The following is a 24,903-nucleotide window of genomic DNA, read 5'->3' on the forward strand; positions in this document are numbered from 1 at the left end:
GAGGAGGCGGTGCGGGCGGCATCCGATCTCAGGCCTGACGTCATCTGCATGGACGTACAGATGCCCGGAATGGGAGGTCTCGCAGCGTCACGCCAGATCGTCGCCGACCCCCAGCTCGAGTGCGCCGTCGTGATCGTGACCACCTTCGATCGGGATGACTACCTCTTCGAGGCCCTCGAGGCCGGGGCCAGCGGCTTTCTGCTCAAGAACGCAGCACCCGAGGAGCTGCAGGCCGCCGTGCGGGTCGCGGCGGCAGGCGACGCACTCCTGGCCCCGGAGGTGACTCGCCGCGTCATCGCACGGTTCGCCGCTGCAGCGCCGACACCGACACCGACGGCGGCAGCTGACCTCACTGAACGAGAGTCGGAGGTGCTGCGTCTCATGGCGCAGGCGATGAGCAACGCTGAGATCGCGGCGCACCTGATCATCGGCGAGGCAACGGTGAAGACCCACGTCTCCAATGTGTTGCTCAAGCTCGGCGTCCGCGACCGCGTAGCCGCCGTCGTCTATGCCTACCGCCACGGGCTGTCCTGAACGGAGTCGAATCCCCCGTACGAGGGAGGGCGCGAACCCGCCTCGAGGCGGATGCGCGGCGAGGCGGAGCTTCCTAGCCTGGAAGAACCGAGTGAGAGGAGCAACATGCTCGAGCTGTCGCACGTGACCAAGAGTTATGGCGCGCACCGTGTTCTGAACGATCTGTCGTTCGCTGTCAGGCCCGGCCGGTTGACCGGCTTCGTGGGAGGGAACGGTGCGGGAAAGACCACGACGATGCGCATCATCCTCGGGGTGCTTGCCAAGGATGCGGGGTCGGTCACCATCAATGGTGCAGCGCTGACCTCTGCCGACCGACGCCGTTTCGGGTACATGCCCGAAGAGCGCGGGCTCTACCCGAAGATGAAGGTCGGTGAGCACATCACCTACCTGGCGCGGTTGCACGGCTTCGACAAGGGCGAGGCGGAGACCCGCGCTACGGCTCTGCTCGAGCAGCTGGGACTCGGGGAACGCCTGAACGACACTGTCGAGAAGCTCTCGCTCGGTAATCAGCAGCGGGCGCAGATCGCAGCGGCGCTGGTGCACGAGCCCGACGTGCTGATCCTCGACGAGCCCTTCTCGGGGCTCGACCCGCTCGCGGTCGACGTGGTAGCCGACGTCTTGCACCGCCGGGCAGCTGCCGGCGTCTCGGTGCTGTTCTCGTCCCACCAGCTCGACGTCGTCGAGCGCCTCTGCGATGACATCGTCATCATCGCCGGAGGCGAGATCCGCGCCGCCGGCAGCAGTGAACACCTGCGCCAGCAGCACTCGGGACACCGTTACGAACTGCGCACCGCCGGCGACCTCGGCTGGCTGCGCGACCAGCCGGACATCACGGTGGTCGAGTTCGACGGCGGGAACGCCCTTTTCGATGCGGCGGATGACGCCGCCGCACAGCGCATCTTGCAACGCGCAGCGAGCGAGGCGAGCATCGAGAGCTTTGCCCCGGTTCGCCCGACGCTCGCGCAGATCTTCAAGGAGGTCATCCAGTGAACACCGCCGCTTCGACATCCACGCCCCGAGGCTTCCAGAACGTCTGGCTCGTCGCCGAACGCGAAGTGGGCTCCAAGCTGCGCAGCCGCGCCTTCGTGATCTCGACGGTCATCACCCTGCTGATCGCGCTCGCCGCCGTCATCTGGGGTGGGTTCTCTGCCGGCAATCCGTCCGCCACCAAGGTCGCAGTCACCTCCTCGACGGCGGCTGCAGTGGAGAAGGTTCCCGGGGTTGAGGTGACGCAGGTCGCCGACCAGGATGCCGCGGAAGCACTCGTCCGCAGCGGTGAGGTCAGCGCGGCTGTTGTCGATGACGCCTCCTCGCCCACCGGCTTGGTCGTCATCACCGAGGACTCGCCACCGACGTCGCTGCTGATGGGCCTGTCGGAGTCGCCGTCAGTCAAACTGCTCGACCCGGCGACTGTCGACTTCGCCCTGCGGTACTTCGTCTCGATCGGGTTCGGAGTCGTCTTCCTGCTGGCGGCGTCTTTGTTCGGCGGAACCATCGCCCAGAGCGTCGTCGAAGAGAAGCAGACCCGCGTCGTGGAGCTGCTTCTGTCCGCTATGCCGGCGCGAACACTCTTGGCGGGCAAGATCATCGGAAACACCATCTTGGCGATGGCGCAGATCTTGCTGCTGGCCACGATCGCCGTGGTCGGCCTGATCGTCACCGGGCAGAGCGAGGTCCTCCAGGGCCTTGGCGCCCCGATCGCCTGGTTCGCGATCTTCTTCCTCTTCGGGTTCGTGCTCCTCGCGTCGCTGTTCGCGGCGGCGGGTTCGCTCGTCTCGCGGATGGAAGACATCGGCTCGACGACCGCGCCGCTGACGATGCTCATCATGGCCCCGTACTTCCTCGTGATCTTCTTCAACGACAACCCCGTCGTGCTGACCGTGATGTCGTATGTGCCGTTCTCGGCGCCGGTCGGGATGCCGCTTCGCCTGTACCTCGGGGAGGCGCAGTGGTGGGAGCCGATCCTGTCGCTGGTCATCCTCATCGCCACCTGCGTCGCCGCGATCGTGTTGGCGGCGAAGATCTACGAACGCTCGATCCTGCGGATGGGCGCTCGCGTCTCGTGGCGCGAGGCGCTCAAGACCCCCTGATCTAGAAACCGCCTGAGAATCGGCGTCGGTCCTGCTCCGCTTTCGGGGCGGGATCGACGCCGATTGCACGATGGGCGCGACCGCACGGCACTACTCCCGGTCGGCGGCGCGGCCGTGGTGGCCGGCCAGCGCATCGGCGGCGCGAACGAGCGCGAGGTGCGAGAGCGCCTGCGGCGTGTTCCCCGCCTGCCGCTTGCCGTCCACGTCGTACTCCTCCGAGAGCAGTCCGACATCGTTCGCGAAGCCGCACAACCGGGTCATGAGCGCCATCGCGTCATCGACACGGCCGCTGTTCGCGTACTGCTCCACGAGCCAGAACGAGCACGCCAGGAACGGATGCTCGGTGCCGGCGAGTCCGTCCACACCACTTTCCGTGCGATAGCGGTGCAGCAGCCCATCCACCATGAGCGTGCGCTCCATCTCGGCCACGGTCCCGAGCATGCGCGGATCGTCGTGGGCCACGTATCCGACCTGCGCGAGCAGCAGGAGCGACGCATCCACCTCTGTCGTGCCGTAGTGCTGCACGAAGTGTCCGCGCTCGGCGTCGAAGCCGCGCTCGTCGATCTCGTTCCGCATCCGATCGCGCAATCGCTCCCACTTCTCGAGATCGCCCGACAGCCCGAACTCACGCACGGCGCGCGCTCCGCGGTCGAAAGCCGCCCAGATCATGACTCGCGAGTGGGTGAACAATTGCGGCTCGCCACGGATCTCCCAGATGCCGTTGTCAGGCTTGTCGAGGTGACGCTCGGCGAACGCGAGCATCGCCTTCTGCAGCGCCCACGAGAAGTCGGTCTCTTCGACCCCGGCGACACGCGCCGCCTCAAGGGCCACCATCACCTCTCCGATGACATCACCCTGGTACTGCACCTGTGCCCCGTTGCCGATCCGCACGGGGGCCGCGCCCTGGTACCCGGGAAGGGAGGTCAGCTCACGTTCTGTGAGATCGCGTTCCCCTGCAAGCCCGTACATGATCTGCAGTTCCTTCGGGTCACCCGCGATCGCCCGCAACAGCCACTGCCGCCACCGGGCAGTCACCCGTAGGAAACCGTGCGAGATCAGAGCCTCGATCGTCAACGCCGCATCGCGTAGCCATACATAGCGGTAGTCCCAGTTGCGTACTCCCCCAAAGTCCTCGGGAAGGGAGGTGGTAGCCGCCGCGACGATGCCGCCCGTGTCTTCGTGCGTGAGCGCCCGAAGTACCATGAGCGAGCGCACCACCTCGTCTTCGAAGGGCCCGTCGTGGTCGACGCGGCCTGCCCACTCGCGCCACCAGTGCAGCGTGTGGGTGAGCATCCGGTCGACGTCGGCGGGATCCGGCGCCTCGAGATGAGACGGGAACCAGGTCAGGGTCAGATCCACGCCACTGCCCGATTCGATCGTGAACGATCCGCGGTGGACATGGTCGTCGGGGTTCATCTCGACACCGCGCACCAGCACGGCATCCGGGCCCGCGATGGCCAGCAGTGCCGGCGCAACATGGCTGCCCACCTGGCGGACCCAGGGCAGCGCACGGGCATAGTCGAAGCGCATCCGCAGCTCCGTTGTGAAGTCAACGTGCCCGGAGACGCCCTCGACGCGACGCACGAGCTCCACCCGACCGCCGTCGATCGGCATGAACTCTCGCACCTCAGCCACACCGGTGGGTGTCTCCCAGCGGGTGACGAGCACGAACGTGTCGTCTTCGTAGTACCGGGTCACCGTGGCGTCGGGGTCGGCAGCGCGGATGGTCCAGTGGCCGTGCTTCTGTTCGCCCAGCAGCGCTCCGAAGATCGACGGAGAGTCGTATCTCGGCAGGCACAGCCAGTCGATGCTTCCCTCTCGGGAGACAAGCGCAGCCGTGCGGCAGTTGCTCAGAATCGCGTAGTCCTCGATCGGGGCAGCCATGACCCGATTCTGTCAGTCCGCGATGCCTTGCCCGCGGTATAGCGAGGATTCGATACGAATCCGCTCCGAGTTGGACCAGCCCCTGGTCGCGGTTCACGAGGCGTCGATAGGGTGGCGGCATGGCCGACCAGACGACGACCCTCCTCATCCTCGGCGCCTCGGGCGACCTCACCTCCCGCCTGCTGCTTCCCGCGCTCGGGCAGCTTCTGTCCAGGCAGCCGCAGCGGCGCGTCCGTCTTCGCGGCGCAGGCATGGATGACTGGACCGACGCGCACTGGCAGCAGGTCGTACGCGACGCCTTCGCCTCGAGCGACTCTGCGGCGGCATTCGAGAAGGTCGCCGAGACTACCTACACGAAGGCCGATATCACCGCGCCCGATGACCTCACAGCGCTGCTCTCGGAAACGGAGGGCCGCATCGCTCTCTACTTCGCGGTGCCCCCGGCGATCGCCGCGAAGGCGTGCGAGTCACTGTCTGCCGTCGACCTGCCGCCCGGCCTCATCCTGGCCCTCGAGAAGCCCTTCGGCAGCAACGCAACGAGCGCCCACGAGCTGAACGCGAAGCTCGCGGCCCTCGTGCCCGAAAGCCAGGTGTTCCGGGTCGACCACTTCTTGGGACGGTCGATGTCGCTGAACATCATCGGCGCACGATTCGCGAACCGGGTCCTCGAGCCGGTGTGGTCTGCCGAGCACATCGAGTCGATCGACATCACCTATGACGAGAAGCTGGGGCTCGAGGGTCGCGCCGGGTACTACGACAAGGCCGGCGCGCTTCGCGACATGATCCAGAGCCACCTGCTGCAGTTGATGGCCCTGGTCACGATGGAGCCGCCGGCGACCCTCGGCGAGCAGGACCTGCGGGGAGCTACGACATCGGCGCTTCTTGCGACCCACATCTGGAACGACGACCCCGTCGGCTCATCTCGCCGCGGTCGCTATACCGCTGGATCGATCGATGGGCGAGAACTCCCCGACTACGTGGACGAACCAGGCGTCGTACCCGACCGCGACACCGAGACGCTTGCTGAGGTCGTGCTCGAGGTCCGCAACAACCGCTGGGCCGGCGTGCCCATCACATTGCGCTCCGGCAAGGCGGTCGGTGACCCGGTCAAGGAGATCTTGATCCGCTTCCGCCCGGTTCGGCACCTCCCTGACGGATTCACGGGCGCGACCCACGGGTCGCGGCTGCGGTTCACGCTCGGGCCCGACCGGATGTCGCTGGGGCTGAACGTCAATGGAAGCGAAGACCCGTTCGCGCTCACGTGGGCAAAGCTCAGCGCCGATCTCGGCGAGGGGGCGCTTCTGGCCTACGCCGAAGTCCTCTCGGAGATTCTCGATGGGGATCCGACCCTGTCGGTGCGGGGGGATGCCGCCGAGCAGTGCTGGCGCATCGTGCAGCCGGTGCTTGACGCCTGGGCAGCCGGTGATGTCCCGCTGCAGGACTACGCGGCAGGTTCGCACGGGCCTGACGGCTGGCCCGACCACGACTACTGAGGCATCGCCGCGCTACCGCTCCACAAGCACGCCGTCGGCATCCGCCCACACGTGTTTGCCCGGGGTGAACGTTACGCCGCCGATCTCGACCGGAACATCGACCTCGCCGACACCGTCCTTGGCGCTCTTACGTGGGTTGGAGCCCAGCGCCTTGAGGCCGATGTCGAGCTGGCGGATCGCCTCCCGATCGCGGACCGCCCCGTAAACAACGACTCCGGTCCAACCGTTCTCGACAGCGGACGCCGCGATGAGGTCTCCGACCAACGCAGACTCCAACGAGCCTCCGCCGTCGATGACCAACACGGCTCCGTGCCCTGTGGTTGCGAGGATCGCCTTCACCAGGGCGTTGTCGCGATGGCAGCGGACCGTACGGATGGGCCCGTCGAACTCGATCCGGCCGCCGATGTCCTGCAGCTGGATGCCGAGCGAATCGAGCTCGTCGCCGCGTTCATCGAACAGGTCAGCTGTTGCAATCGTCATGCCCTGACGGTATCTGCGCGCATCGCCGGGTGAGTGGGTCGGCAGCCGGAAAGATTCCGCAGACTTCCGAGCGGCGCAACCGCGGGTCCGTCACGACCGGATCGGACGATACTCGAAGGATGACGACCCACCCCGCAAAGCATCGCCCCGTGCGCGTCGGCGTGCAGCTCGCGCCCCAGCATGCCTCCTACTCCCAGATCCGCGATGCCATCCTTCGCGCCGAAGATCTGGGAGTCGACGCGATCTTCAACTGGGATCACTTCTTCCCGCTCACCGAACCGCTGGAGGCCGCACACTACGAGGCGTGGACGATGCTCGCCTCGATCGCCGAACTCACGGATCGCGTGGAGTTCGGCCCGCTGGTCAACTGCAGCTCGTACCGCAACCCCGACCTGCAGGCCGACATGGCCCGCACCGTCGATCACATCAGTGCGAGAGGCGGGACGGGTCGGCTGATCTTCGGCACGGGCTCCGGCTGGGCCGAGAAGGACTACCTCGAGTACGGCTACGAGTTCGGCACTGTCGGATCACGGCTGAACGATCTGCGCGACGACCTCGGCCGCATCCGTCGCCGGTGGGAGTTGTTGGATCCGGCCCCGACGCGGGACATCCCGATCCTCATCGGCGGACAGGGCGAACAGAAGACACTCCGGCTCGTAGCCGAGCACGCCGCCATCTGGCATACGTTCACGCCGATTGAGAAGATCCCGCACAAGCTCGACGTACTTCACGATTGGTGTGCCCGCGTCAATCGGGATCCCGCCGACATCGAGATCGCGACGGGCTTCACGCCGCGCGGATTCGGGCCGCTGCTGGAACAGGATGCCCTGGAGCGGCTGCATCCGCTCGGGGTGCGATTCATCATCCCGTCGATTGACGGGCCGGACTACGACCTCTCCCCCGTGAAGCCGCTGCTGGAGTGGCGAGACCGGATGAACGGAGCCTGACGCGGCGCGGGGAATACCAACCGGAACTCGGTGTTGACGGAAAAGGACGACGGGGTCCGTTCCCACATTCCTCAACACCGGGAGAAATCATGACCACCATCGCCCCGTCCAATGCCCTGCTCGATGTCCTCGCGAACCGCCGCAGCACTCGGGTCTTCGACGATCAGCGCCCCGTCGACGAGTCAGCGTTGTCGGCAGCCCTCGAGGCTGCGCGCTGGGCCCCGTCGGCGGCAAACACCCAGCCATGGCGAATGATCGTCGCACGGCGCGGAACTGACACGTTCTCGCAGATCTCGGATGCGCTCACGGGGTTCAACCGGGTCTGGGCGATCACGGCGGGAGCCTTCGTGGTCTTCCTTGCCGATACCGAGCACGACGGCGTGGAGTTGCCGTGGGCCGAGTATGACGCGGGCCAGGCCGCTGCTTACTTCACCGTGCAGGCACACGCCGACGGCCTGATGACCCATCAGATGGGAGGGTTCGATCGCGCCGCCATCGCTGCCGCGTTCTCGCTCCCTGAGACGGTTCGCCCGCTCACCGTCATGGCCGTCGGGAACCTCGGCGATCTCGACGCGGCAGACGAGGCGGTCCGCGAACGCGAGGCCGCGCCACGCACCCGCCGGCCGCTGTCGGAGACAGTTCTGGCCGACGCCTGATCGCACGGGGCATAGGCGCGGGGCTCGAGGTCATCATCTGATCTCGAGCCCCGCGGTGTTTCTCGGCGTCAGTCGTCCATCAGTTCGGCTTCGATGATGTCGTCATCCTCGCCCGGACGCGGCGTCGGGGCGGCGGCCGGTCCATTACTGGTCAGGACCAGCGAGTCCCCGTCGACCGCAACATCCACCCGGACGAGGTCTCCGTCACGTACCCCGCCCGACAGCAGCGCCATCGCCAGGCGATCCTGAATCTCGGACTGGATGAGACGGCGCAGCGGACGAGCACCGAACACCGGGTCGTAGCCCCGCTCGGCAAGCCACCCTCGTGCGTCCGGGGTGACCGCGAGGGTGAGTCGACGCTCGTGAAGGCGCTGCTGCAGTCGGTCGACCGTCAGTTCGACGATCTGGGCCAGATCGTCCTGCGAGAGCGCCTGGAAGATGACGATGTCATCGAGCCGGTTGATGAACTCGGGCTTGAACGCCTGGCGCACCAGAGCGAGTACCTGTGAGCGCTTCTGCTCCAGCGGCATCGTCGGGTCGATGAGGATCGGCGAACCGAGATTCGAGGTCAAGATGAGGATGACGTTCGTGAAGTCCACGGTGCGACCCTGGCCGTCAGTAAGGCGACCGTCATCCATCACCTGCAGCAGGATGTCGAACACTTCCGGATGCGCCTTCTCGACCTCGTCGAGCAGGACGACGCTGTACGGACGTCGCCGTACAGCCTCCGTCAGCTGTCCACCCTGCTCGTAACCGATGTATCCGGGAGGGGCACCCACCAACCGGGCAACCGAGTGCTTCTCGCCGTACTCCGACATGTCGATGCGCACCATGGCGTGCTCGTCGTCGAAGAGGAATGCGGCGAGCGCCTTCGCGAGCTCGGTCTTGCCGACTCCCGTGGGGCCGAGGAACAGGAACGAGCCTGTCGGTCGGTTCGGGTCGCTGATCCCGGCGCGCGATCGGCGCACCGCATCGGCGACCGCCTTCACTGCCTCCTTCTGCCCGATCAGGCGCTTGCCGAGCTCGGCCTCGAGGTGCACGAGCTTCTCACTCTCGCCCTGCAGCAGGCGCCCCACCGGAATACCGGTCCACCCGGCTATGACAGCCGCGATGTCTTCCTCGGTGACCTGCTCGTTGACCATCCGGTCTTCGCTGGGTTCCATGCTCTCGGCCTCGATGATCCCGCGCTCGAGCGCCGGGATCTCGGCATAGAGCAGCCGCGACGCGCGCTCCAGGTCACCCTCGCGCTGAGCGCGCTCGGCCTCGATGCGCGCCGCATCCAGGCGGGTCTTCAGTTCACCGACACGGTTGAGGATCGAGCGCTCGGTCTCCCACTTGGCCTGCAGCTCCGAGAGCTTGTCCTGCTCGCGCTTCAGGTCCGCGCGCAGTTTCTCGAGGCGCTCGCGCGACGCGTCATCCTTCTCCTTCTTGAGAGCGAGCTCCTCAAGCTTGAGCCGGTCGACATGGCGGCGCAGCTCGTCGATCTCCAGCGGTGCCGAGTCGATCTCCATCCGCAACCGGGATGCTGCTTCGTCGATGAGGTCGATGGCCTTGTCGGGCAACTGCCTGCTCGGGATGTAGCGGTGCGACAGGGCAGCCGCCGCGATCAGCGCGCTATCCGAGATCGCGACCTTGTGGTGTGCCTCGTATCGCTCCTTGAGTCCGCGAAGGATCGCGACGGTGTCTTCGACGTTGGGTTCGCCGACGTAAACCTGCTGGAAGCGGCGCTCGAGCGCGGCATCCTTCTCGATGAACTCGCGATACTCGTTGAGGGTCGTCGCCCCGATCATGTGCAGCTCGCCGCGAGCGAGCATCGGCTTGAGCATGTTGGATGCCGCGACCGATCCTTCGCCACCGCCCGCGCCCATGAGCACGTGGAGTTCGTCGATGAAGGTGATGATCTGACCTTCGGAGTCGGTGATCTCTTTGAGCACCTTCTTGAGACGGTCTTCGAACTGCCCGCGGTACATGGCGCCGGCGACGAGCGCCGAGATATCGAGCGCGATGAGCTCCTTGCCCCGGAGGCTCTCGGCAACACCCCCCGCCACAATGCGTTGAGCGAGACCCTCGACGACGGCAGTCTTGCCGACGCCCGGTTCGCCGATGAGGACGGGATTGTTCTTGGTGCGGCGGGTCAGGACCTGGCTGATACGCCGGATCTCGGCATCCCGCCCGATGACGGGGTCGAGTTTGCCCTGGCGGGCACGGTCGGTGAGGTTGATACCGAACTGTTCGAGCGCGCTCTGCTGCTCGTCCTGGTCGGCCATCGGGGTGGTCTGCATGATGCCTCCTGTGCGGCGACGTGGGTGGCGGTTCGTCCGCCGAAATCTGCGTGAGCTCAAACTTGAGCCGTTCTGACTCAATTTTATCACCGCGTGGTCGATTCGGGAAGAGCTCCGCCGATAAGCGGGGCCTCGGGATAGCGTGGGTTCTCATGCGGAGCCGACGATGACAAACGTGAGGGTGTTTCTGACCCAGATGACCCGCGCGGTGTGGTTCCGGGCCTCGCTGTTCAGCCTCGCCGCCGTGCTGCTCGCCCTCGCGGCGGGGTTCCTCGAGCCGCTGCTTCCCGATCTCGCCGTCAACCTGGGCCAGGGGTCGGTCGACGAAATCCTGCAGATCGTCGCGAGCTCGATGCTCGCCGTCACGACGTTCTCCCTGACTGCGATGGTCACGGCCTACGGTTCGGCGTCACGGGTAGCTACGCCCCGTGCAACTCAGCTCCTGGTTGCCGACCCCACGTCGCAGAACGTGCTGTCGACCTTCATCGGCGCGTTCGTCTTCTCGATGGTGGGAATCATCGCGATCTCAACCGGCTACTACGGCGACCAGGGCCAGGCGATTCTGTTCGCGGGCACGCTGGTGGTCATCGTGATCGTCGTGGTCGTGCTCCTGCGGTGGATCTCACATCTCGGATCGTTCGGGCGTATGTCGGACATCATCGACCGCGTCGAATCGGCGGCCCAGCGCACGACGTCCCAGTACGCGAATCGTCCGAGCCTGGGTGCCCGCCGGCAGGACCCGCGAACGGTGACCGGCGCCTCGGTGAGGCCAGAGCGCGCGGGATACGTTACGCACATCGACCTCGGCCGCCTGGAAGCGGTGGCCGAAGCTCGAGAGCTCACGATTCATGTCCGCGCACTGCCGGGGACAGTCGTCGACGCGGCCAGCCCCCTCGCGCTGGTTGCCGGCACCGTTGATGAAGAGGTCCGTTCGAAAGTCGCCAACGCATTCCACATCGAGTCCCACCGAAGCTACGACCAGGACCCGCGACTGGGGATGATCGCCCTATCTGAGATCGCGAGCCGCGCGCTCTCACCCTCGACCAACGACCCAGGTACCGCTATCGACGTCCTCGCTGCCCTCAGTCGCGTGTTCGAGAACATGCTGCAGACCGAGGCCGACGACGACACACCATACGGCCATGTCACCGTCGAGCCCGTCACCCTCGGCGACCTCGTCGAGGACGCGTTCCGCCCGATCGCTCGCGACGGTGCCGGAGTGGTGGAGGTCGGCATCCGGCTCCAGAAGACCCTCGCCTCGCTCGCCGACCTCGCCGGTCCCGCGCGCGGTCGTCCGTTCACGGATGCCGCGACCGACGCTCGCGCGCGAGCAAAGCGCGTCCTCTCCCGCTCCGACGCTGTGGCCTTACGGAGGGCAGCGTCAGCCGCGCCGCGCCGCTGACGACAGCCGCCACTGACGCGGCGGGAGCCGATCGGACTCAGTCGCCGAGGCTGGGGTACAGCGTTCGGAGGTGACTGAGCACGTCACCGGTGATCTCGGTTTGCGAACTCGTCGTGCCTGCGCCGTTGACAGTCACCCAGAGTGGGGACGCGAAAGCGTAGACGGTCGTGAACATCCCGAGGGCGTCGTCGCGCTCCCACGTGTATGCCGGAGCTGTACCGATCAAGGTGCCCGTAAAGACACTGGTACCGAGGGCTGTGGTGAGGGTGTCGCGGGATGCCTGCGGCAGCGCGGCAACAACGACGGTGAAAGCTCCGTCGCTCTGCGGAATCCCCCAGATGCATCCGATCTTCTGTGTCGCTTCGGTCAGCGCGGTCTCTGCGACAGGGCCCGCCATGATGCCCGCGAATTCCGTGGGTCCGAGTTCAGCGATGAACTGCGCGTCTGCCCCGAACTGGGCCTGCGCGACGGCCAGATCGAGCAGGTCGGTGCACGCGAGAGCGTCGAGGTCGATCTCCTCGGCGGGCGCCTCTGTCATCGGTGGCCCGTCGGAGGTGGCATCCGGGGACGGCTCCGTCGATGCGGATGCCGAAGGCGTCGGGTCGGGCTGGCTAGCCGGGGTGCACCCGACCAGAGCAACGCTCAGCGCAGCAACGCCGGCCCATACCGAGATCCGCGACGCGGCCATCTGTCCCCCAGCCCTCGACATGGCCAGAGTGTATCGGAGCCGCAGCACGCCACAGGGCGCCGTTGCCCGATCGTTGCGTCCGCAGACGAGGACAGCCTCAGCCGGTCGGAGCGAGGTCCTGCGATACCGAGGGGAAGCGCGCGCGGTACGCGGTCGGGGTGATCCCCAGGACCCGCGCAAAGTTCTGACGCAGTACCGCTGCGGAACCGAATCCGCTCTCCCACGCAATCCGGTCAAGGCCCAGGTCGGTGCGCTCGAGCAGCCGCTGCGCGTGGATGATGCGCTGGCGGGCAAGCCACGCCGCCGGTGTCGCGCCAAGGTCCGCCTTGAAGCGCCGGGCAAACGTCCGAGGCGACATGTGCGCTCGCGCGGCGAGCTGTTCCACCGACAGATCGGCGCGGAGGTTCTCGAGCATCCAGTCGGTCACCGGAGCAAGGGAGTGAGACGCCGCCACCGGCAGCGGCTTGTCGATGAACTGCGCCTGGCCGCCGTCCCGCTGCGGTGCGACCACCATTCGCCGGGCGATGCGGTTCGTCGCCTCTGCGCCGAGTTCCTGGCGCATGAGGTGCAGGGAGGCATCCAGCCCCGCCGCCGTCCCGGCGCTCGTGATGATGCGGCCGTCTTGGACGTACAGGACATCGGGGTCCACGTCGATCTGGGGATACATCCGAGCCATGGTCTCGGCGTACATCCAGTGGGTGGTGGCACGACGACCGTCGAGCACTCCCGCCGCCGCCAGGACGAACGACCCGCTGCACACACTCATGAGCCACGCGCCGCGCTCGGCTGCGCGTCGAACGACGGCCGATACCCGGGTGTCGGCCTCGTGCCATCTCTCGCGCGGCACCGGTGTCACGATCACAAGATCAGCGGTCTCCGCGAACGATAGATCCTCGTCGACCGTGATCGAGAACCCGAGGTTGCTCGGCACGAGCCCCGGCTCCGCAGCCACGATGCGGAAATCGAACCCCCGGATGCCATCGCCGGAGCGGTCGAGACCGAAAGCCTCACATGCCAGCCCGAATTCGAATGGCGCGAAGCCCGGCTGGACGACGGTGGCAACGGTGCGGATCATGATGACTCGACTTTCGGCAGCGCACCCAGGGTGGCATGAATCCTACGACGTATGCTCATTCCGCCACTCGTGGCGGGAATTATTCGATCATAGCGTTTCTGACATGATTATTCTCCTCTTCATGTCAGCGCTTGCCGTGTGGGGCGTGGTTTCCGCGCTCCGCGCCGTCCGCACCGACGGCTTTCGCCGCGTTCCCACCGACTATCGACGCCTGCCGTGACGGTGCCAGCGCGGGTTCAGCGCTCGGCGTGCCGGGCTCTCGCTGCCTCGTACACCTCGAGCATGGCCGCGGTCCGCGACGACTGGCGGAATCTCTCGGCGATCGACGGGTCGGGCACTGGCGCTGCGCCGTCGCGGATGTCGGCGACGGCGCTGCGCAAGACCTCAGCGAGGGTTGCGGTCTCGTCATCCGGAACTGCCCACACACCAGAGCCGAGTTCTGCCACGAGGTCCGGGTCGCAAACGATCGATGGGGTTCCGAGTGTCGCAGCCTCGAAGATCGTCATTCCCTGCGTCTCGAACCCGATCGAGGTCTGGACGAGGGCGTCGGCCGACCGGATGCGTCGCAGCGTTTCACGGTAGGGCAACGACCCGAGGAAGAACACCGACGCACGGGCACGCTCGGCCACCCGCTGAGCGGCAGCCCGTTGCGCGCCGTTGCCGATCACTTCGATGTCGGCGTCGATTCCCGACGCGACCACCGCCTCCAAGAACGGAATCAGACGCTTCTCGGGACTCATCCGCCCCACCCACACCAGGCGCGGAGACCTGGACTCGGGAAGCCCGCGCGGGGAGCTGAGTGCCAGGGCCAGTTCGTCGTCGTCGATGCCGTTCCAAACGACATCGACATGGGGGGCGACGCGGTGGGCCTCAAGGCGGCGCGCGAAGTGGGCCGAGGGCGCCGTGACGGCATCCGCCGACGCCGCCAGCATGCGTAGGTACGCCCAGCCGTCGGCGCCCGCATCCGCAGGTTCCGAGAGCGCACGACGGCCCCACCGGTTCAGAACGCGCAGCACGAGGTCCGGGAATGGGGCGACCGCGCGGATGCCGACATCGACCCGGTTGTGGAACGTGAACACCACGGGAAGACCGTGGCGCCGGGCAAAGCGTAGGCCGAGGAACGCGCCCCAAAAGTCACCCTGCACGTGCACGATGTCGACCGGTAGCCGCCCGGCCATCACCGCGTCGACGGCGCGATCGGCCCTGGCACTCGGCCACGTCATCGAGTACTCGCGATCGAGGGTCACTGGGATGGATGGAAGGTCGGCGTATCCCGGGTCCTCAGAATGCTGGGCCGAGCGCCGGCCGTGTCTGCGGGGCGCGACGATCGTGACGGTGTGACCGGCTTTCTCGAGGAACCGGCGCTGTAGCCGCATCGACACCTGTGCGCCGCCGAGCGTTTCGGCGTGCTGGTCGCCGAACATCACGACGTGCATTGCTACTCCGGGACGGGTTCGCCGCGGTACAGCGCTTCGAAAGTGTCGAGTGTGCGGTTGATGTCATGGATGGCGACGGCATCGAGAGAGGCTTGCTGCATCCGGCGGCGCTCCTCAGACTCCGCGGTGAGCACATCAGTGAGGCGCGCTGCCAGCTCATCGTCATCGCCCGGCGTGAAGAGATAACCGTTCTCGCCGTCGTGCACCAGGTGCGGGAGTGCCACGGCATTGGCCGCGACGATCGGAAGACCCGAGGCCATCGCCTCCATTGTGGCGATCGACTGGAGCTCGGCGATCGAGGCGATAGCGAAGACTGTTGCCCGCGAGTACAGCGCCCGCAACTCCTCCTCGGAGGTGTGACCGTGGAAGGTCACGCGATCCCCGAGACCAAGCTCCGTAGTCAGCGCTTCCAGGCTCTTGCGCTGGTCGCCGCCGCCGACGATGTCGAGGGTCGCCCCCAGTGCGGGGTCGAGCTTGGTCATGGCTCGCAGCAGGACATCGATCTGCTTCTCGTTGGTGAGTCGACCGACGAACAACACGCGCTTGTCGGGACGGGCACTGAAGTCAGGCGTGTAGTTGTGCATGTCGATGCCGCACGAGATCGGGATGACGCCGGTGATCCCCGTCGCCCGCTCCAGATAGTCGGCAGCGCGGCGCGTAGGAGTGGTGATGACACGGGTGAGTTGGAACGTTCGGTTCGCGTCTGCCCACGCCCACCGAATGATCGTGTCGTTCCACGACTTCGGCATCGCCGAGTAATCGAGGATGTTCTCCGGCATGACGTGGTTGGTCGCGACGACGGGAATTCCACGCTCGCGCGCGATCCGGGTCAGCGCGCGACCGATCACGATGTGCGACTGAATGTGGACGACATCCGGCTTCACGTCATCGAGCACGATGCGGGAGTAGTGCTTGGCGCGCCATGGCCACACGAAACGCAGCCAGTCGTGCGGATACCACCGGTACGAGCGAATGCGGTGAACGGTCATCTCCTGACCTTCGATCACCTCACGGAACACGCCGTGCTGCGCCCACGTCTTGCTTGGGGCCATGACGTGAACGTCGTGCCCGCGAGCAACCAGACCTGCCGCGAGCCGCTCCGCGAAACGCGCGGCGCCGTTGACGTCAGGAAAGAAGGTGTCAGCACCGATGAGCACGGTGAGGCGGCCGTCGCCACCGGGATGGTCGCCGGTCGGCGAGCCGTCGGACGCGTCGAGGGAAGTCACAGAGGGGCTGCCTTTGCTGAACGGCGGTCGCACCGCGGGATGCGGCGACACAACTGTACCTGAGCGACCCGAGCTGTCCCGGGAGGCGCTCCCGGGTGCTCCGGCGAGGGAGCGCGTGTCGTATGGACGATGATGGAGCCGGGAACATCTCGCAGGAGGTTCGACATGGGCAACGCGATCAGCGCGGTGCTTCCTCTCGCACTCGGCATCGCTCTCAGCCCGATCCCGATCATCGCGACGATTCTCTTGCTGCTCTCACCCCGGGCGCGAGCATCTTCAGTCGGGTTTGCCGCGGGGTGGATTCTGGGCATCCTCACCGCGGTCATCGTCTTCCTACTCTGCGCTGCGGTGATCTCGACGCCTGTCGTGGGAGGCGTTCGCCCCGTACAGGGCGGGATCCATCTCCTTCTCGGTGTCACGCTCATTGGCCTCTCCGCTCATCAGTTCCGGTCGCAGGCGAGGTCGCACGGGCGGCCGCCGGAGCTTCCACGCTGGATGCAGGGGATCGGTCGACTCGGGTTCTGGGACGCTCTCGGCCTCGGCATCCTGCTGGCCGCTGCGAACCCGAAGAACCTGGTCCTGGGTGCGGCTGCGGGTGTCGTGATCGGCACCTCGAACCTGGCAGTCGGCAACGCCGTGGGCGCGATCGCGGTGTACGTGCTCCTGGCGGCCTCGACGATCGTTGTCCCCGTCGTCGGATTCCTTGTGGCCCGCGACCGCCTCCGCCGACCGCTTGACTCACTCAGGTCCTGGCTGGAACGCGAGAACGCCGTCATCATGGGGGTGGTGCTCTTGATCCTCGGCGTCGTGGTCATCGCCAAGGGACTCGCGTACTTCTGACTTCTCCTGCATCCCTGTCATCAACCCGAAAGGATCCACCATGGCTGAGTTCCGCTACGGACCGGTCGAGCTCTACCTCGTCGGCTTCGAGGGCGATCGCCCGAGCCCCGATACCGCAGCCGCCTTGGCCGAGCTCGTTGAGGGCGGCCTCGTTCGTCTCCTCGACTTCGTGATCGTGTCGAAGTCGGAATCAGGCGAGGTGGAGGTCATTGAGATCGAAGAGCAAACCGAGGAGTACGGCTTCGGTGGTATCGACTTCGCAGAGATCGGGATCACCGGTGAGGAAGACATCGCGGAGCTTGTCGAGCTCGTCGAGCCGGGCACCTCGGCGGCGATCGTCGCCCTCGAACTCGTCTACGCGCGCCGGCTCGCCGACAAGCTCGCGTCGTCGGGTGGAGTGGTCCTGAGCGCCGAGCGCATCCCTGCACCCATCGTCAACGCCGTCATGGACCTGGCCGAAGAGGCCTGAGAGAAACAGGAGATCGACATGATTAGACGAGTCGGCCGACCCGGCCTCATCGGCCTCGCCGCACGTACCGCCGTCGTGGCCGGCACAGCTAGCGCCGTCTCGGGCGCGATGGCGGGCAACAGGCAGCGCAAAGCACAGTCTCAGTATGAGCAGGAACAGTACGAGGCAGCGCAACAGCAAGCGGCGATGCAGCAGGCGGCACAGCAGGCCGTCGCCGCGCAGCAGGCTGCAGCCCCCGCACCGGCAGCGGCTCCCGCGGTGGATGTCGTTGCCGAACTTCAGAAGCTCGCTGCGCTCAAGGATGCCGGCGTCCTCACCGACGAGGAGTTCGCCGCGGCGAAGGCCAAGCTCCTCGCCTGAACTCAGTCCGAGGGGTCGCTGGGCGGGTCTGAGGGCTCGACCGGCGACCCTTCGTCTGTCGAGCTGTCTGCGGCCGGGGGCTCGTCTTCGTGACGATCTCGCCCGACTGCGCTCTCTGGCGCCGCATCCCGATCACCGCTCAACCACCGGAGAACCTGGGCATTCGGATCGGCTTCGAGAATCAGTGCGCGCACCAAGAGCGTCAACGGGATGGAGAGGATCGCGCCGAGCGGCCCGATGATGAACGTCCAGAAGATGACGGAGAAGAAACTCAGCGTGAGGCTGAGGCTCACCGCGTCAGCGACGAACTTCGGCTGGATGAGAACCTGCAGCACCACGTTGACAACGCTGTAGATCGCGATCACCGCCAGAAGCAGGGGCCAACCCCCGACGACAAGGGCGAGCACGGCCGGCGGGATGAGTCCGAGGACGAACCCGATGTTGGGTACGAAGTTGGTGACGAAAGCGAGAATCGCCCACACTACGGGAGCTGGCACGCCGATGGCCGCGAGCGCTATCCCGTCGATGACTGCGACGATCGCTCCGAAGATGGCGTTGACGATGTAGTAACGCCGCGTCCCGATATTGAACGCGCGGATGCGTGCAAGCGTGTCGGTGACGGAGTCTTGGAACACCGCGCCCAGCCGCCGATAGCGAGCTGCGTCGGCTGCCATGAAGATCACGTAGGCGAGCACGAAGAACAGACCGAGCGCGACTCCGACGACCATTCCCGACACCGACGTCGCGACGCTCAGCAGCCTCGTCGGTTCAAGGAAGGACGACACGGTGTCGGCGGCACGCTGATCCCAGCCCATCGAGGCCAGCCACTGCTCGATGTCGGTCACCGTTGCCTGCAACTGCCCGAGATACTCGACGACCAGACGCGCGAACTGGCTTCCGGCGAACCACAGGAGCAGTGCCATCGCCGTAAGGATGACGTAGGCAAGCACGATGACAGCCGTGGTGGCAGTCCACAGGGGCCATCCGCGTCTGCGCAGCACGCCGTGCAGTGGGTGGCAGATGATCACGATCACGGCTGCGAGTACGAGCGGACCGACGATTTCGCGCGCCCACGAGAGGCCGACCAAGACAATCACCGTCGCGGCGAGGCCCACCAGCACCCGGAGCATGGGTGACAGCGCGGGCGGCGCGGGAGACGGCTGAGCGGAACTCACCGCGCCAGGCTACCGCGGGGCCTTCGAGCATCGGTTGTTGGCGATCACGCCTTCGGCGGTTCGGTGTGCTTGTGGCCGGGGATGACTTTTTCAACGTCTGCCGGAAGACCCTTCACCGCCGCCTCGAGCTGTCGCGAGAGGGCGCGGATCTGGCCCCGAGTGGCTGTCTCTTGATCGTCGTTGCCTCCGACGGCAGCGGCACGTTCGACGAACCACGATGCGGTGGTCGCCGTCACCACTCCGACGACTCCGATACCGACTGTCATCAATACGACGGCGATGACGCGGCCCGCCACGGTTACGGGGTAGAAATCACCGTAACCGACAGTCGTCACGGTAACGAAGGCCCACCAGATCGCGTCCCCGATGTTCAGGATGTTCGCCCCCGGCGCGGCCCTCTCGACATCCAGGACGCCCAGAGAACAGATCCAGATCAGAATCAGGACGGTGCCGCCGGCGAGGATGGAGGCCTGCGTGCGAAGTGCGTCACCCTTGGACATCTTCTGGATCTCGGTCATCGCCTGGATCAGCCGGAGTGGTCTGAGCACCGGCAGCACTACGACTGTGAGATCGAACAGGTGGCCACGAAACCACGGAGCCTTCCGCGGGGCGAGCGCGAGCCGCACGAGGTAGTCGACAGCGAAGATCACCCATGTCAGAGCCATGACTGTGCGCATGACGACGTACTCCGCGCCCTGCAGGTTCGCGATCACCTGCCATGAGTACGCGACGAGAAATGCGAGCGAGGCGATGACCAGCGGCCAGTACGTGATGCGCTGCCAACGCTGTTCGGTCATGTCGCCGAGCGTACTGAACTGAACAACCACCTCTGCGAGCGCTCGCCGAGAGTCCAAGCATCGCGCAGCATTCCCTCGCACTAGGGTGAGCCGCATGGTCACGAACCCGAACCCGTGGGCATTCGCTTCCAGCTCGCGCACGCTCGTAGCCCTGTCGATCCCCGCCGCACTCATCGGCATCCTGTCGGGAGTCATGCTGTGGGCGCTCGATGAAGTCGCGCACCTTGGGGTGCACTGGGTGTGGGAGGCGCTGCCGGAGTCTCTGGGCGCGACCGGCGACTCACCCTGGTGGATCTTCGGCGTTCTAGCCCTCACCGGATTCCTCGTGGGGCTTGTCGTCTGGAAGATGCCGGGCCACGGCGGCCAGGACTCCGCGACCGTCGAGCTCATCGCACCGCCGCAGCCGGTCCGTGCGGTGCCGAGCATCATCGTCGTCATCCTGCTCACGCTCATCGGCGGCGTAAGCCTCGGCCCCGAGAGCCCGATCATCGCGATCAACACGGCCCTGGCGGTGTGGATCGTCTCACGCCTGTGGCCCGCGATCCCTGCTCAGCTGGTCGTGATCCTGACTGCTGCCGGCACGATCGGCGCTCTGTTCGGGACTCCCGTGGCAGCTGCGCTCGTCTTCACCGGCGCCCTCGCCTCCGGCGGAGGAGCGCTGTGGGACAAGCTCTTCCTTCCCCTCGTCGCCGCCGCGACCGGCACAGTCACCTCTCTCGTCCTCGGCGGCGGGCTGGGCGCCGTCGCCAACATCGCTCCGTACACCGATCCACAGGCCATCGACCTGGTCTCGGCATCCGTCATCGCCGCAGTCGGGGCCGCGGTGGCGCTCGTCGGGATCATTGCGTTCAAGGCCCTACATCCGTTCCTGCGCCGACGGATGCCGAACCCGCTGCTTCTGAGCATCGCCGGGGGCCTGCTCCTCGGCGGGCTCGGCGCCCTCGGTGGCCCCTTGACCCTCTTCAAGGGCCTGGAGCAGAGCGCTCAACTCATCGCGCTGGACGGCACGATCGGCTGGGCAGGGCTCCTCGCCGTCGTCGGGATCAAGCTTGCGGCACTCGTGGTGGCCGCATCCTTCGGGTTCCGCGGTGGTCGCGTGTTCCCGGCGATCTTTCTCGGCGTCGCGTTCGGGATGCTGGCCCATACCCTCGTGCCGTCGATCCCATTCGGCCTCGCGATCGCCAGCGGGGTGCTTGGGTTCACGCTTGCCATCGCCCGCGACGGCTGGATCGCCCTGTTCGTCGCCGTCGCGATGGTCGGCGACATCGGCATCCTCGCGATCATGTGCGTGGCGATCCTGCCGACCTGGCTGGTCGTTGCGCGGGCACCGGAGATGATCATCGAGGATCACCCGGCGCCTCTTGTCACGTCGCGTTGATGTCGGTCTCCAAGGCTGCCGCGTTGCGGATGAAGAGGATGATCCACGTGAACACGAGGATGCCCGCGACCAGTTCGACCGCGGTCAGGGTGTAGTAGCGGACCACGAAGAACACCGCGAACACGACGATCGCGGCGATGAAAAGCCAGCCGAGCGCGACGAACGGGCGAGGAATTCCGGGGATCCAGGCGGGAAGGCGGATCACGAGCACGCCGAACACGACAGCCATGCCCGAGGCGAACGCGGTGTGGATGAAGAAGAACTCGTTGACCGGAAAGACCCCGACAAAGGCGAGGAAGACCCCAACCAGGATGAGGCACAGCCGCACCCACCGGATGCCGTGAGCGTGCGAGGTCGGGATGCCACGGGTCGCGTACCGCGCAAGTGTCGTGACGATGAAGCCCGCCACGATGAGCGTGAGGTTGAACGTCATCGCCGACAGGTCGTTCGTCATTCCCAGCGCGGAAAGGTTGTCTCTCCACCAGAACGGGTCGCTGGCCGTCAGCATCGCCGCCAGCACTCCCTCGATGAGGAACACCGTGAGAATCAGGGCGAGCAGCGACAGATCCATATGCGTGGCCGAGTAGAAGACCAGGTATGCGGTCACCGAGGCCGCGGCACCCGACAGGGCGAGCAGCGGCAGCGCATACACTTCCGCGCCGATGAAGGCGTCCTCAAGAATCACCGCGAGCAGTGTCCACGACAGCAGCGCGATGATGCCGTGGGCGAAGGCGAGCGCCGCGGCATCCAGATAGTCGAGCACCCCGAGGCGGCGAGCGCCGGACTGGCGGGCGTGGAGGACATAGCGGCCGGCCGCGAAGGCGAGGATGCCCGCAGCCGCCGAGGCGATCGCCGAGAACTGGCCCACTGAACCCGGGCCGGATATCGGCGCGCTCTCGAACCGGAAGACGACCAACGCAACCAGCGCGACACCGATGAACGCGACGGCTCCGACGCCTAGACTGAGCGACTCGAGAGCTCGCTCGTGGTCGGACCCGGAATCCTCGGCGACGACGATGCGGTGAGCGCGGCGCGTGTCGGCCTGCGCCGCGGCCGTCTCAGGTGATGGTGTCGCTGTCACGGCATGAGAGTAGCGCAGCGACCGCACCGCGACTCAGTCGTCGCCGGCCGGGGTGTCGGATGCCGGTGGCAGCGCGTGGCGCGGGCGCCACAGCACGATCTCGGTGGCGCGCCGCACGCGCCGGCCGTGCCGGAGAGTGATCACCGAACCACCTGGCCCCGCAGCGAACACACGAGCCCCGGGCCTGCTGGCAAGTTCCGCTTCGACGCGGGCCTCGAGGTCGCGAACTCGAGTGTGGAGTTCGCGCACCCGGTTTTCGAGCTCAAGGATCCGCGCGATTCCCGGCAGGCTCATTCCCTCACCCGAGAGCCGGGCGATCTCACGCAACTGTTCGACGTGGCGTAGCGAATAGCGCCGAGACCCGCCCTGCGTGCGCGCCGGCACGACCAGGCCGAGCCGGTCGTACTGGCGCAGGGTCTGCGGATGCATGCCGGCGAGCTCGGCCGCTGCCGCGATCGCCAGGATCGGGGCCTCGTCGTCAATCTCGTCTTCGTGCATCCGGATGTCCTCGATGGCAGGTCAGCTAGCAGCGCGAGCGATCAGTTCAGCTCGCGGATTCTCTTTCGGTTCGGCCTCGCGGTACTTCTCCAACGCTTCCCGTGCCGCTCCGTCGACGTGTGTCGGCACCGCGATCTGCACCTCGGCGAGGAGGTCTCCGGTGCCCTTCTGGGTCTGCACGCCGCGGCCCTTCACCCGCAGGACCCGCCCCGAGGGCGTTCCCGGGGCTACGCGCAGCTTCACGGGGTCGCCACCGAGGGTCGGGACCTCGATCGTGGCTCCGAAGACCGCCTCGGTGTAGGTCACCGGGACGACGACCCGCAGGTTGAGTCCGTCTCGGGTGAACACCGGATGCGGGCGCACGGAGACCTGCACGACGATGTCGCCGCTCTCTCCGCCATCCGGCGAGGGCCGACCGCGTCCGCGAAGCCGGATCTTCTGACCATCGGCGACGCCAGCAGGGATCTTGACCTTGAACGGCTGACCGTCCTCGGACTGCAGCGTGATCGTCTCACCCTTGGTCGCGGTGACGAAGTCGATCGTCGTCCGCGCCGTGACGTCGGCGCCGCGCGTGGGACCGCCGTACCCGCGGTAGCCACCGGACGCCTGTCCGAACCGTCCCGAGCCGAACGAGCTGCCGCCGCCCTGACCGAACATCGAGAAGATGTCGTCGAAGTCGGCGCTCTCGTAGCTGTAGCCGCCGCGGCTCTGACCGAACCGGCTGAAGACGTCTTCGAATCCGCCCGCGCCCTGGCCGCCTGCCGTGAAGCGCGCACCCGAGCCCATGGCACGGATCTGGTCGTACTCCTCGCGCTGTTCGGGGTCCGAGAGCACGGCATACGCCTCGCTGATCTCCTTGAAGCGGGCCTCGGCCTTGGCATCGCCCGCGTTCGAGTCGGGGTGGTACTGGCGTGCGAGTTTGCGGTACGTCTTCTTCAGGTCCGCAGCGGAGACATCCTTCGAGACGCCCAGGACCTTGTAGAAGTCCTTATCGAACCAGTCTTGACTGGCCATCGGTTGTCCTCCGTGCTACTCAGCCGGCACGGCGACGACGACCTTCGCGGGGCGAAGCTCGATCGATCCGAGCCGATAGCCGACCTCCACGACCTCGAGGATCGTGGTCTCGGTAGCCCCGGGAGTGGGCTGCTGGAAGATCGCCTCGTGCTGTTGCGGGTCGAAGACCTCGCCGGCTTCGCCGTAGGAGGTGACGCCGAGCCGTTCGGCCACGGAACGGATCTTGTCCGCGATCGCTGAGAAGGGCGTGCCCTCCTCGAGGTCGCCGTGCTTCTCGGCTCGGTCGAGGTCGTCGAGCACCGGAATGAAGCCCTTTGCGACGGCCCCCTTGGCGCGTTCGATCTCGATCTCGCGCTGCTCCTCTGTGCGGCGGCGGTAGTTGGCGTACTCCGCCTGCAGGCGCTTGAGGTCGGTCAACAGTGCCGATTCCAGGTCGGCCAACACGACATCCTCGGCCGCAGCGGCATCGGCCGACTGCGCGGCCCCGAGGATGTCATCCACCGTGAGGTCATCCTGATCGGCACCGGCACCGGCGCCGGCGGCGCCGGAGGAGGTGTCCTCCGACGCTGCCGCGTCACCGTTGTCAGCGCTCGCGCTGTCAGGGGCGCCGTCAGGTCCGACTCCGGAGTCCTTCTCCGAAGGTGTGGGCTCTTCGTCGTCCTTGCGTGCCATGATCTCTTCCGTTTACTTCTTGTCGTCTTCGTCCTCGACGACCTCGGCGTCGATGACGTCCTCGTCGGGGTTGGGGACCTCACCCGAGCCGGGCTCGCTCGCCGCCGGGTCGGGGTTCTCGCCGGCGGCCTGCCCTGCCTGGTAGATGGCTTCACCGAGCTGCGACTGGCTCTGGTTCAGCTTGTCGAACGCAGCCTTCACCGCGTCGTCATCCTCGCCGGCAAGAGCGGTCTTGAGGGCGTCGACATCAGCCTGCACCGAGGTCTTGACCTCGTCGGGCAGCTTGTCTTCGTTGTCCTTGATCAGCTTCTCGATCGAGTACGACAGGGTCTCGGCCTGGTTGCGGGTCTCAGCCGACTCGCGACGCTTCTTGTCTTCAGCGGCGTGTTCCTCGGCCTCGCGCACCATGCGCTCGATGTCTTCCTT

General features: G+C 66.5%; 25 protein-coding genes. 11 read left to right on the top strand and 14 right to left on the bottom strand.

Going from position 1 to position 24,903, the window contains the following annotated elements; genetic code table 11:
• The 3 genes from B3587_RS11380 to B3587_RS11390 form a co-directional block, all read left to right on the top strand.
• On the top strand, positions 1 to 534 hold a 534-nt coding region (locus tag B3587_RS11380), incomplete at its 5' end, for a LuxR C-terminal-related transcriptional regulator (protein ID WP_292728738.1).
• 105 nt (positions 535 to 639) lie between these two features.
• Positions 640 to 1,524: an ABC transporter ATP-binding protein gene (locus B3587_RS11385; RefSeq protein ID WP_228178274.1), complete on the top strand. Its 885-nt coding sequence runs from the start codon at positions 640 to 642 to the stop codon at positions 1,522 to 1,524.
• On the top strand, positions 1,521 to 2,624 hold the full coding sequence (locus B3587_RS11390; protein ID WP_228178273.1) for an ABC transporter permease: 1,104 nt from the start codon (positions 1,521 to 1,523) through the stop codon (positions 2,622 to 2,624). The genes B3587_RS11385 and B3587_RS11390 overlap by 4 nt, the downstream gene beginning before the upstream one ends.
• A 90-nt stretch (positions 2,625 to 2,714) precedes the next feature.
• Here the strand turns inward: B3587_RS11390 and B3587_RS11395 are convergent, their stop codons facing one another.
• Complete coding sequence (locus tag B3587_RS11395) at positions 2,715 to 4,508, bottom strand: glycoside hydrolase family 15 protein (RefSeq protein WP_292728740.1); 1,794 nt, start codon at positions 4,506 to 4,508, stop codon at positions 2,715 to 2,717.
• A 119-nt stretch (positions 4,509 to 4,627) separates the two neighbouring features.
• On the opposite strand from B3587_RS11395, the gene B3587_RS11400 reads away from it, so the two are divergent.
• Positions 4,628 to 6,001, top strand: coding sequence for a glucose-6-phosphate dehydrogenase (locus B3587_RS11400; RefSeq protein WP_228178271.1), 1,374 nt, complete (start codon positions 4,628 to 4,630; stop codon positions 5,999 to 6,001).
• Between the two features lie 12 nt (positions 6,002 to 6,013).
• On the opposite strand, the gene rraA is transcribed toward B3587_RS11400, so the two are convergent.
• A complete protein-coding gene (gene rraA, locus B3587_RS11405) occupies positions 6,014 to 6,481 on the bottom strand; it encodes a ribonuclease E activity regulator RraA (RefSeq protein ID WP_228178270.1) in 468 nt (155 codons plus the stop codon).
• A gap of 119 nt (positions 6,482 to 6,600) precedes the next feature.
• On the opposite strand from rraA, the gene B3587_RS11410 reads away from it, so the two are divergent.
• Together B3587_RS11410 and B3587_RS11415 are read left to right on the top strand one after the other, a co-directional pair.
• Complete coding sequence (locus B3587_RS11410; protein ID WP_228178269.1) at positions 6,601 to 7,428, top strand: LLM class F420-dependent oxidoreductase; 828 nt, start codon at positions 6,601 to 6,603, stop codon at positions 7,426 to 7,428.
• A gap of 89 nt (positions 7,429 to 7,517) precedes the next feature.
• A complete protein-coding gene (locus B3587_RS11415; protein WP_228178268.1) occupies positions 7,518 to 8,084 on the top strand; it encodes a nitroreductase family protein in 567 nt (188 codons plus the stop codon).
• 68 nt (positions 8,085 to 8,152) lie between these two features.
• Here B3587_RS11415 and B3587_RS11420 read toward each other — a convergent pair whose 3' ends face one another.
• Entirely contained in the window at positions 8,153 to 10,366 is a 2,214-nt protein-coding gene (locus tag B3587_RS11420; RefSeq protein WP_292728744.1) for an ATP-dependent Clp protease ATP-binding subunit, read from the bottom strand.
• Positions 10,367 to 10,532: 166 nt separating this feature from the next.
• Between B3587_RS11420 and B3587_RS11425 the strand changes: the two genes are divergently transcribed.
• Entirely contained in the window at positions 10,533 to 11,768 is a 1,236-nt protein-coding gene (locus B3587_RS11425; RefSeq protein WP_292728747.1) for a DUF2254 domain-containing protein, read from the top strand.
• 37 nt (positions 11,769 to 11,805) lie between these two features.
• On the opposite strand, the gene B3587_RS11430 is transcribed toward B3587_RS11425, so the two are convergent.
• From B3587_RS11430 to B3587_RS11445, 4 genes are all read right to left on the bottom strand, one after another.
• Positions 11,806 to 12,477 carry a hypothetical protein gene (locus tag B3587_RS11430; protein WP_228178265.1) on the bottom strand — a complete coding sequence of 224 codons (672 nt, stop codon included), beginning with the start codon at positions 12,475 to 12,477 and terminating at the stop codon, positions 11,806 to 11,808.
• A 76-nt stretch (positions 12,478 to 12,553) separates the two neighbouring features.
• A complete protein-coding gene (locus B3587_RS11435; protein WP_228178264.1) occupies positions 12,554 to 13,531 on the bottom strand; it encodes a GlxA family transcriptional regulator in 978 nt (325 codons plus the stop codon).
• A gap of 236 nt (positions 13,532 to 13,767) precedes the next feature.
• Positions 13,768 to 14,967: a glycosyltransferase gene (locus tag B3587_RS11440; RefSeq protein WP_228178263.1), complete on the bottom strand. Its 1,200-nt coding sequence runs from the start codon at positions 14,965 to 14,967 to the stop codon at positions 13,768 to 13,770.
• A 2-nt stretch (positions 14,968 to 14,969) separates the two neighbouring features.
• A complete protein-coding gene (locus B3587_RS11445; protein WP_292728750.1) occupies positions 14,970 to 16,193 on the bottom strand; it encodes a glycosyltransferase in 1,224 nt (407 codons plus the stop codon).
• A 165-nt stretch (positions 16,194 to 16,358) separates the two neighbouring features.
• Between B3587_RS11445 and B3587_RS11450 the strand changes: the two genes are divergently transcribed.
• Genes B3587_RS11450 through B3587_RS11460 form a run of 3 tightly spaced genes read left to right on the top strand, consistent with a single transcriptional unit; the run spans position 16,359 to position 17,862 of the window.
• Positions 16,359 to 17,033 carry a GAP family protein gene (locus tag B3587_RS11450; protein ID WP_228178261.1) on the top strand — a complete coding sequence of 225 codons (675 nt, stop codon included), beginning with the start codon at positions 16,359 to 16,361 and terminating at the stop codon, positions 17,031 to 17,033.
• Positions 17,034 to 17,073: 40 nt separating this feature from the next.
• Positions 17,074 to 17,502: a DUF6325 family protein gene (locus B3587_RS11455; RefSeq protein WP_292728753.1), complete on the top strand. Its 429-nt coding sequence runs from the start codon at positions 17,074 to 17,076 to the stop codon at positions 17,500 to 17,502.
• Positions 17,503 to 17,520: 18 nt separating this feature from the next.
• Entirely contained in the window at positions 17,521 to 17,862 is a 342-nt protein-coding gene (locus tag B3587_RS11460; protein ID WP_228178259.1) for an SHOCT domain-containing protein, read from the top strand.
• Between the two features lie 2 nt (positions 17,863 to 17,864).
• On the opposite strand, the gene B3587_RS11465 is transcribed toward B3587_RS11460, so the two are convergent.
• Together B3587_RS11465 and B3587_RS11470 are read right to left on the bottom strand one after the other, a co-directional pair.
• Positions 17,865 to 19,037: an AI-2E family transporter gene (locus tag B3587_RS11465; RefSeq protein ID WP_228178258.1), complete on the bottom strand. Its 1,173-nt coding sequence runs from the start codon at positions 19,035 to 19,037 to the stop codon at positions 17,865 to 17,867.
• 44 nt (positions 19,038 to 19,081) lie between these two features.
• Complete coding sequence (locus B3587_RS11470; RefSeq protein ID WP_228178257.1) at positions 19,082 to 19,834, bottom strand: potassium channel family protein; 753 nt, start codon at positions 19,832 to 19,834, stop codon at positions 19,082 to 19,084.
• A 94-nt stretch (positions 19,835 to 19,928) separates the two neighbouring features.
• On the opposite strand from B3587_RS11470, the gene B3587_RS11475 reads away from it, so the two are divergent.
• Positions 19,929 to 21,212 carry an ion channel protein gene (locus tag B3587_RS11475; RefSeq protein ID WP_228178256.1) on the top strand — a complete coding sequence of 428 codons (1,284 nt, stop codon included), beginning with the start codon at positions 19,929 to 19,931 and terminating at the stop codon, positions 21,210 to 21,212.
• Here B3587_RS11475 and B3587_RS11480 read toward each other — a convergent pair.
• The 5 genes from B3587_RS11480 to B3587_RS11500 all read right to left on the bottom strand — a co-directional run.
• Complete coding sequence (locus B3587_RS11480; protein ID WP_292728756.1) at positions 21,199 to 22,293, bottom strand: DUF998 domain-containing protein; 1,095 nt, start codon at positions 22,291 to 22,293, stop codon at positions 21,199 to 21,201. The two genes, B3587_RS11475 and B3587_RS11480, sit on opposite strands and share 14 nt — an antisense overlap.
• A 33-nt stretch (positions 22,294 to 22,326) precedes the next feature.
• The gene (locus B3587_RS11485; protein WP_292728758.1) at positions 22,327 to 22,791 is read right to left on the bottom strand and encodes a heat shock protein transcriptional repressor HspR; all 465 of its coding nucleotides are present in this window, start codon (positions 22,789 to 22,791) and stop codon (positions 22,327 to 22,329) included.
• A 21-nt stretch (positions 22,792 to 22,812) separates the two neighbouring features.
• A complete protein-coding gene (locus B3587_RS11490) occupies positions 22,813 to 23,805 on the bottom strand; it encodes a DnaJ C-terminal domain-containing protein (RefSeq protein ID WP_292728761.1) in 993 nt (330 codons plus the stop codon).
• A 15-nt stretch (positions 23,806 to 23,820) separates the two neighbouring features.
• Positions 23,821 to 24,477, bottom strand: coding sequence for a nucleotide exchange factor GrpE (locus B3587_RS11495; RefSeq protein ID WP_292728765.1), 657 nt, complete (start codon positions 24,475 to 24,477; stop codon positions 23,821 to 23,823).
• 12 nt (positions 24,478 to 24,489) lie between these two features.
• A partial coding sequence (locus tag B3587_RS11500; protein ID WP_292728768.1) for an Hsp70 family protein occupies positions 24,490 to 24,903 on the bottom strand: 414 nt, incomplete at its 5' end.

It is taken from the genome of Microbacterium sp. UBA837, assembly GCF_002296025.1.
Classification (GTDB): domain Bacteria; phylum Actinomycetota; class Actinomycetes; order Actinomycetales; family Microbacteriaceae; genus Microbacterium.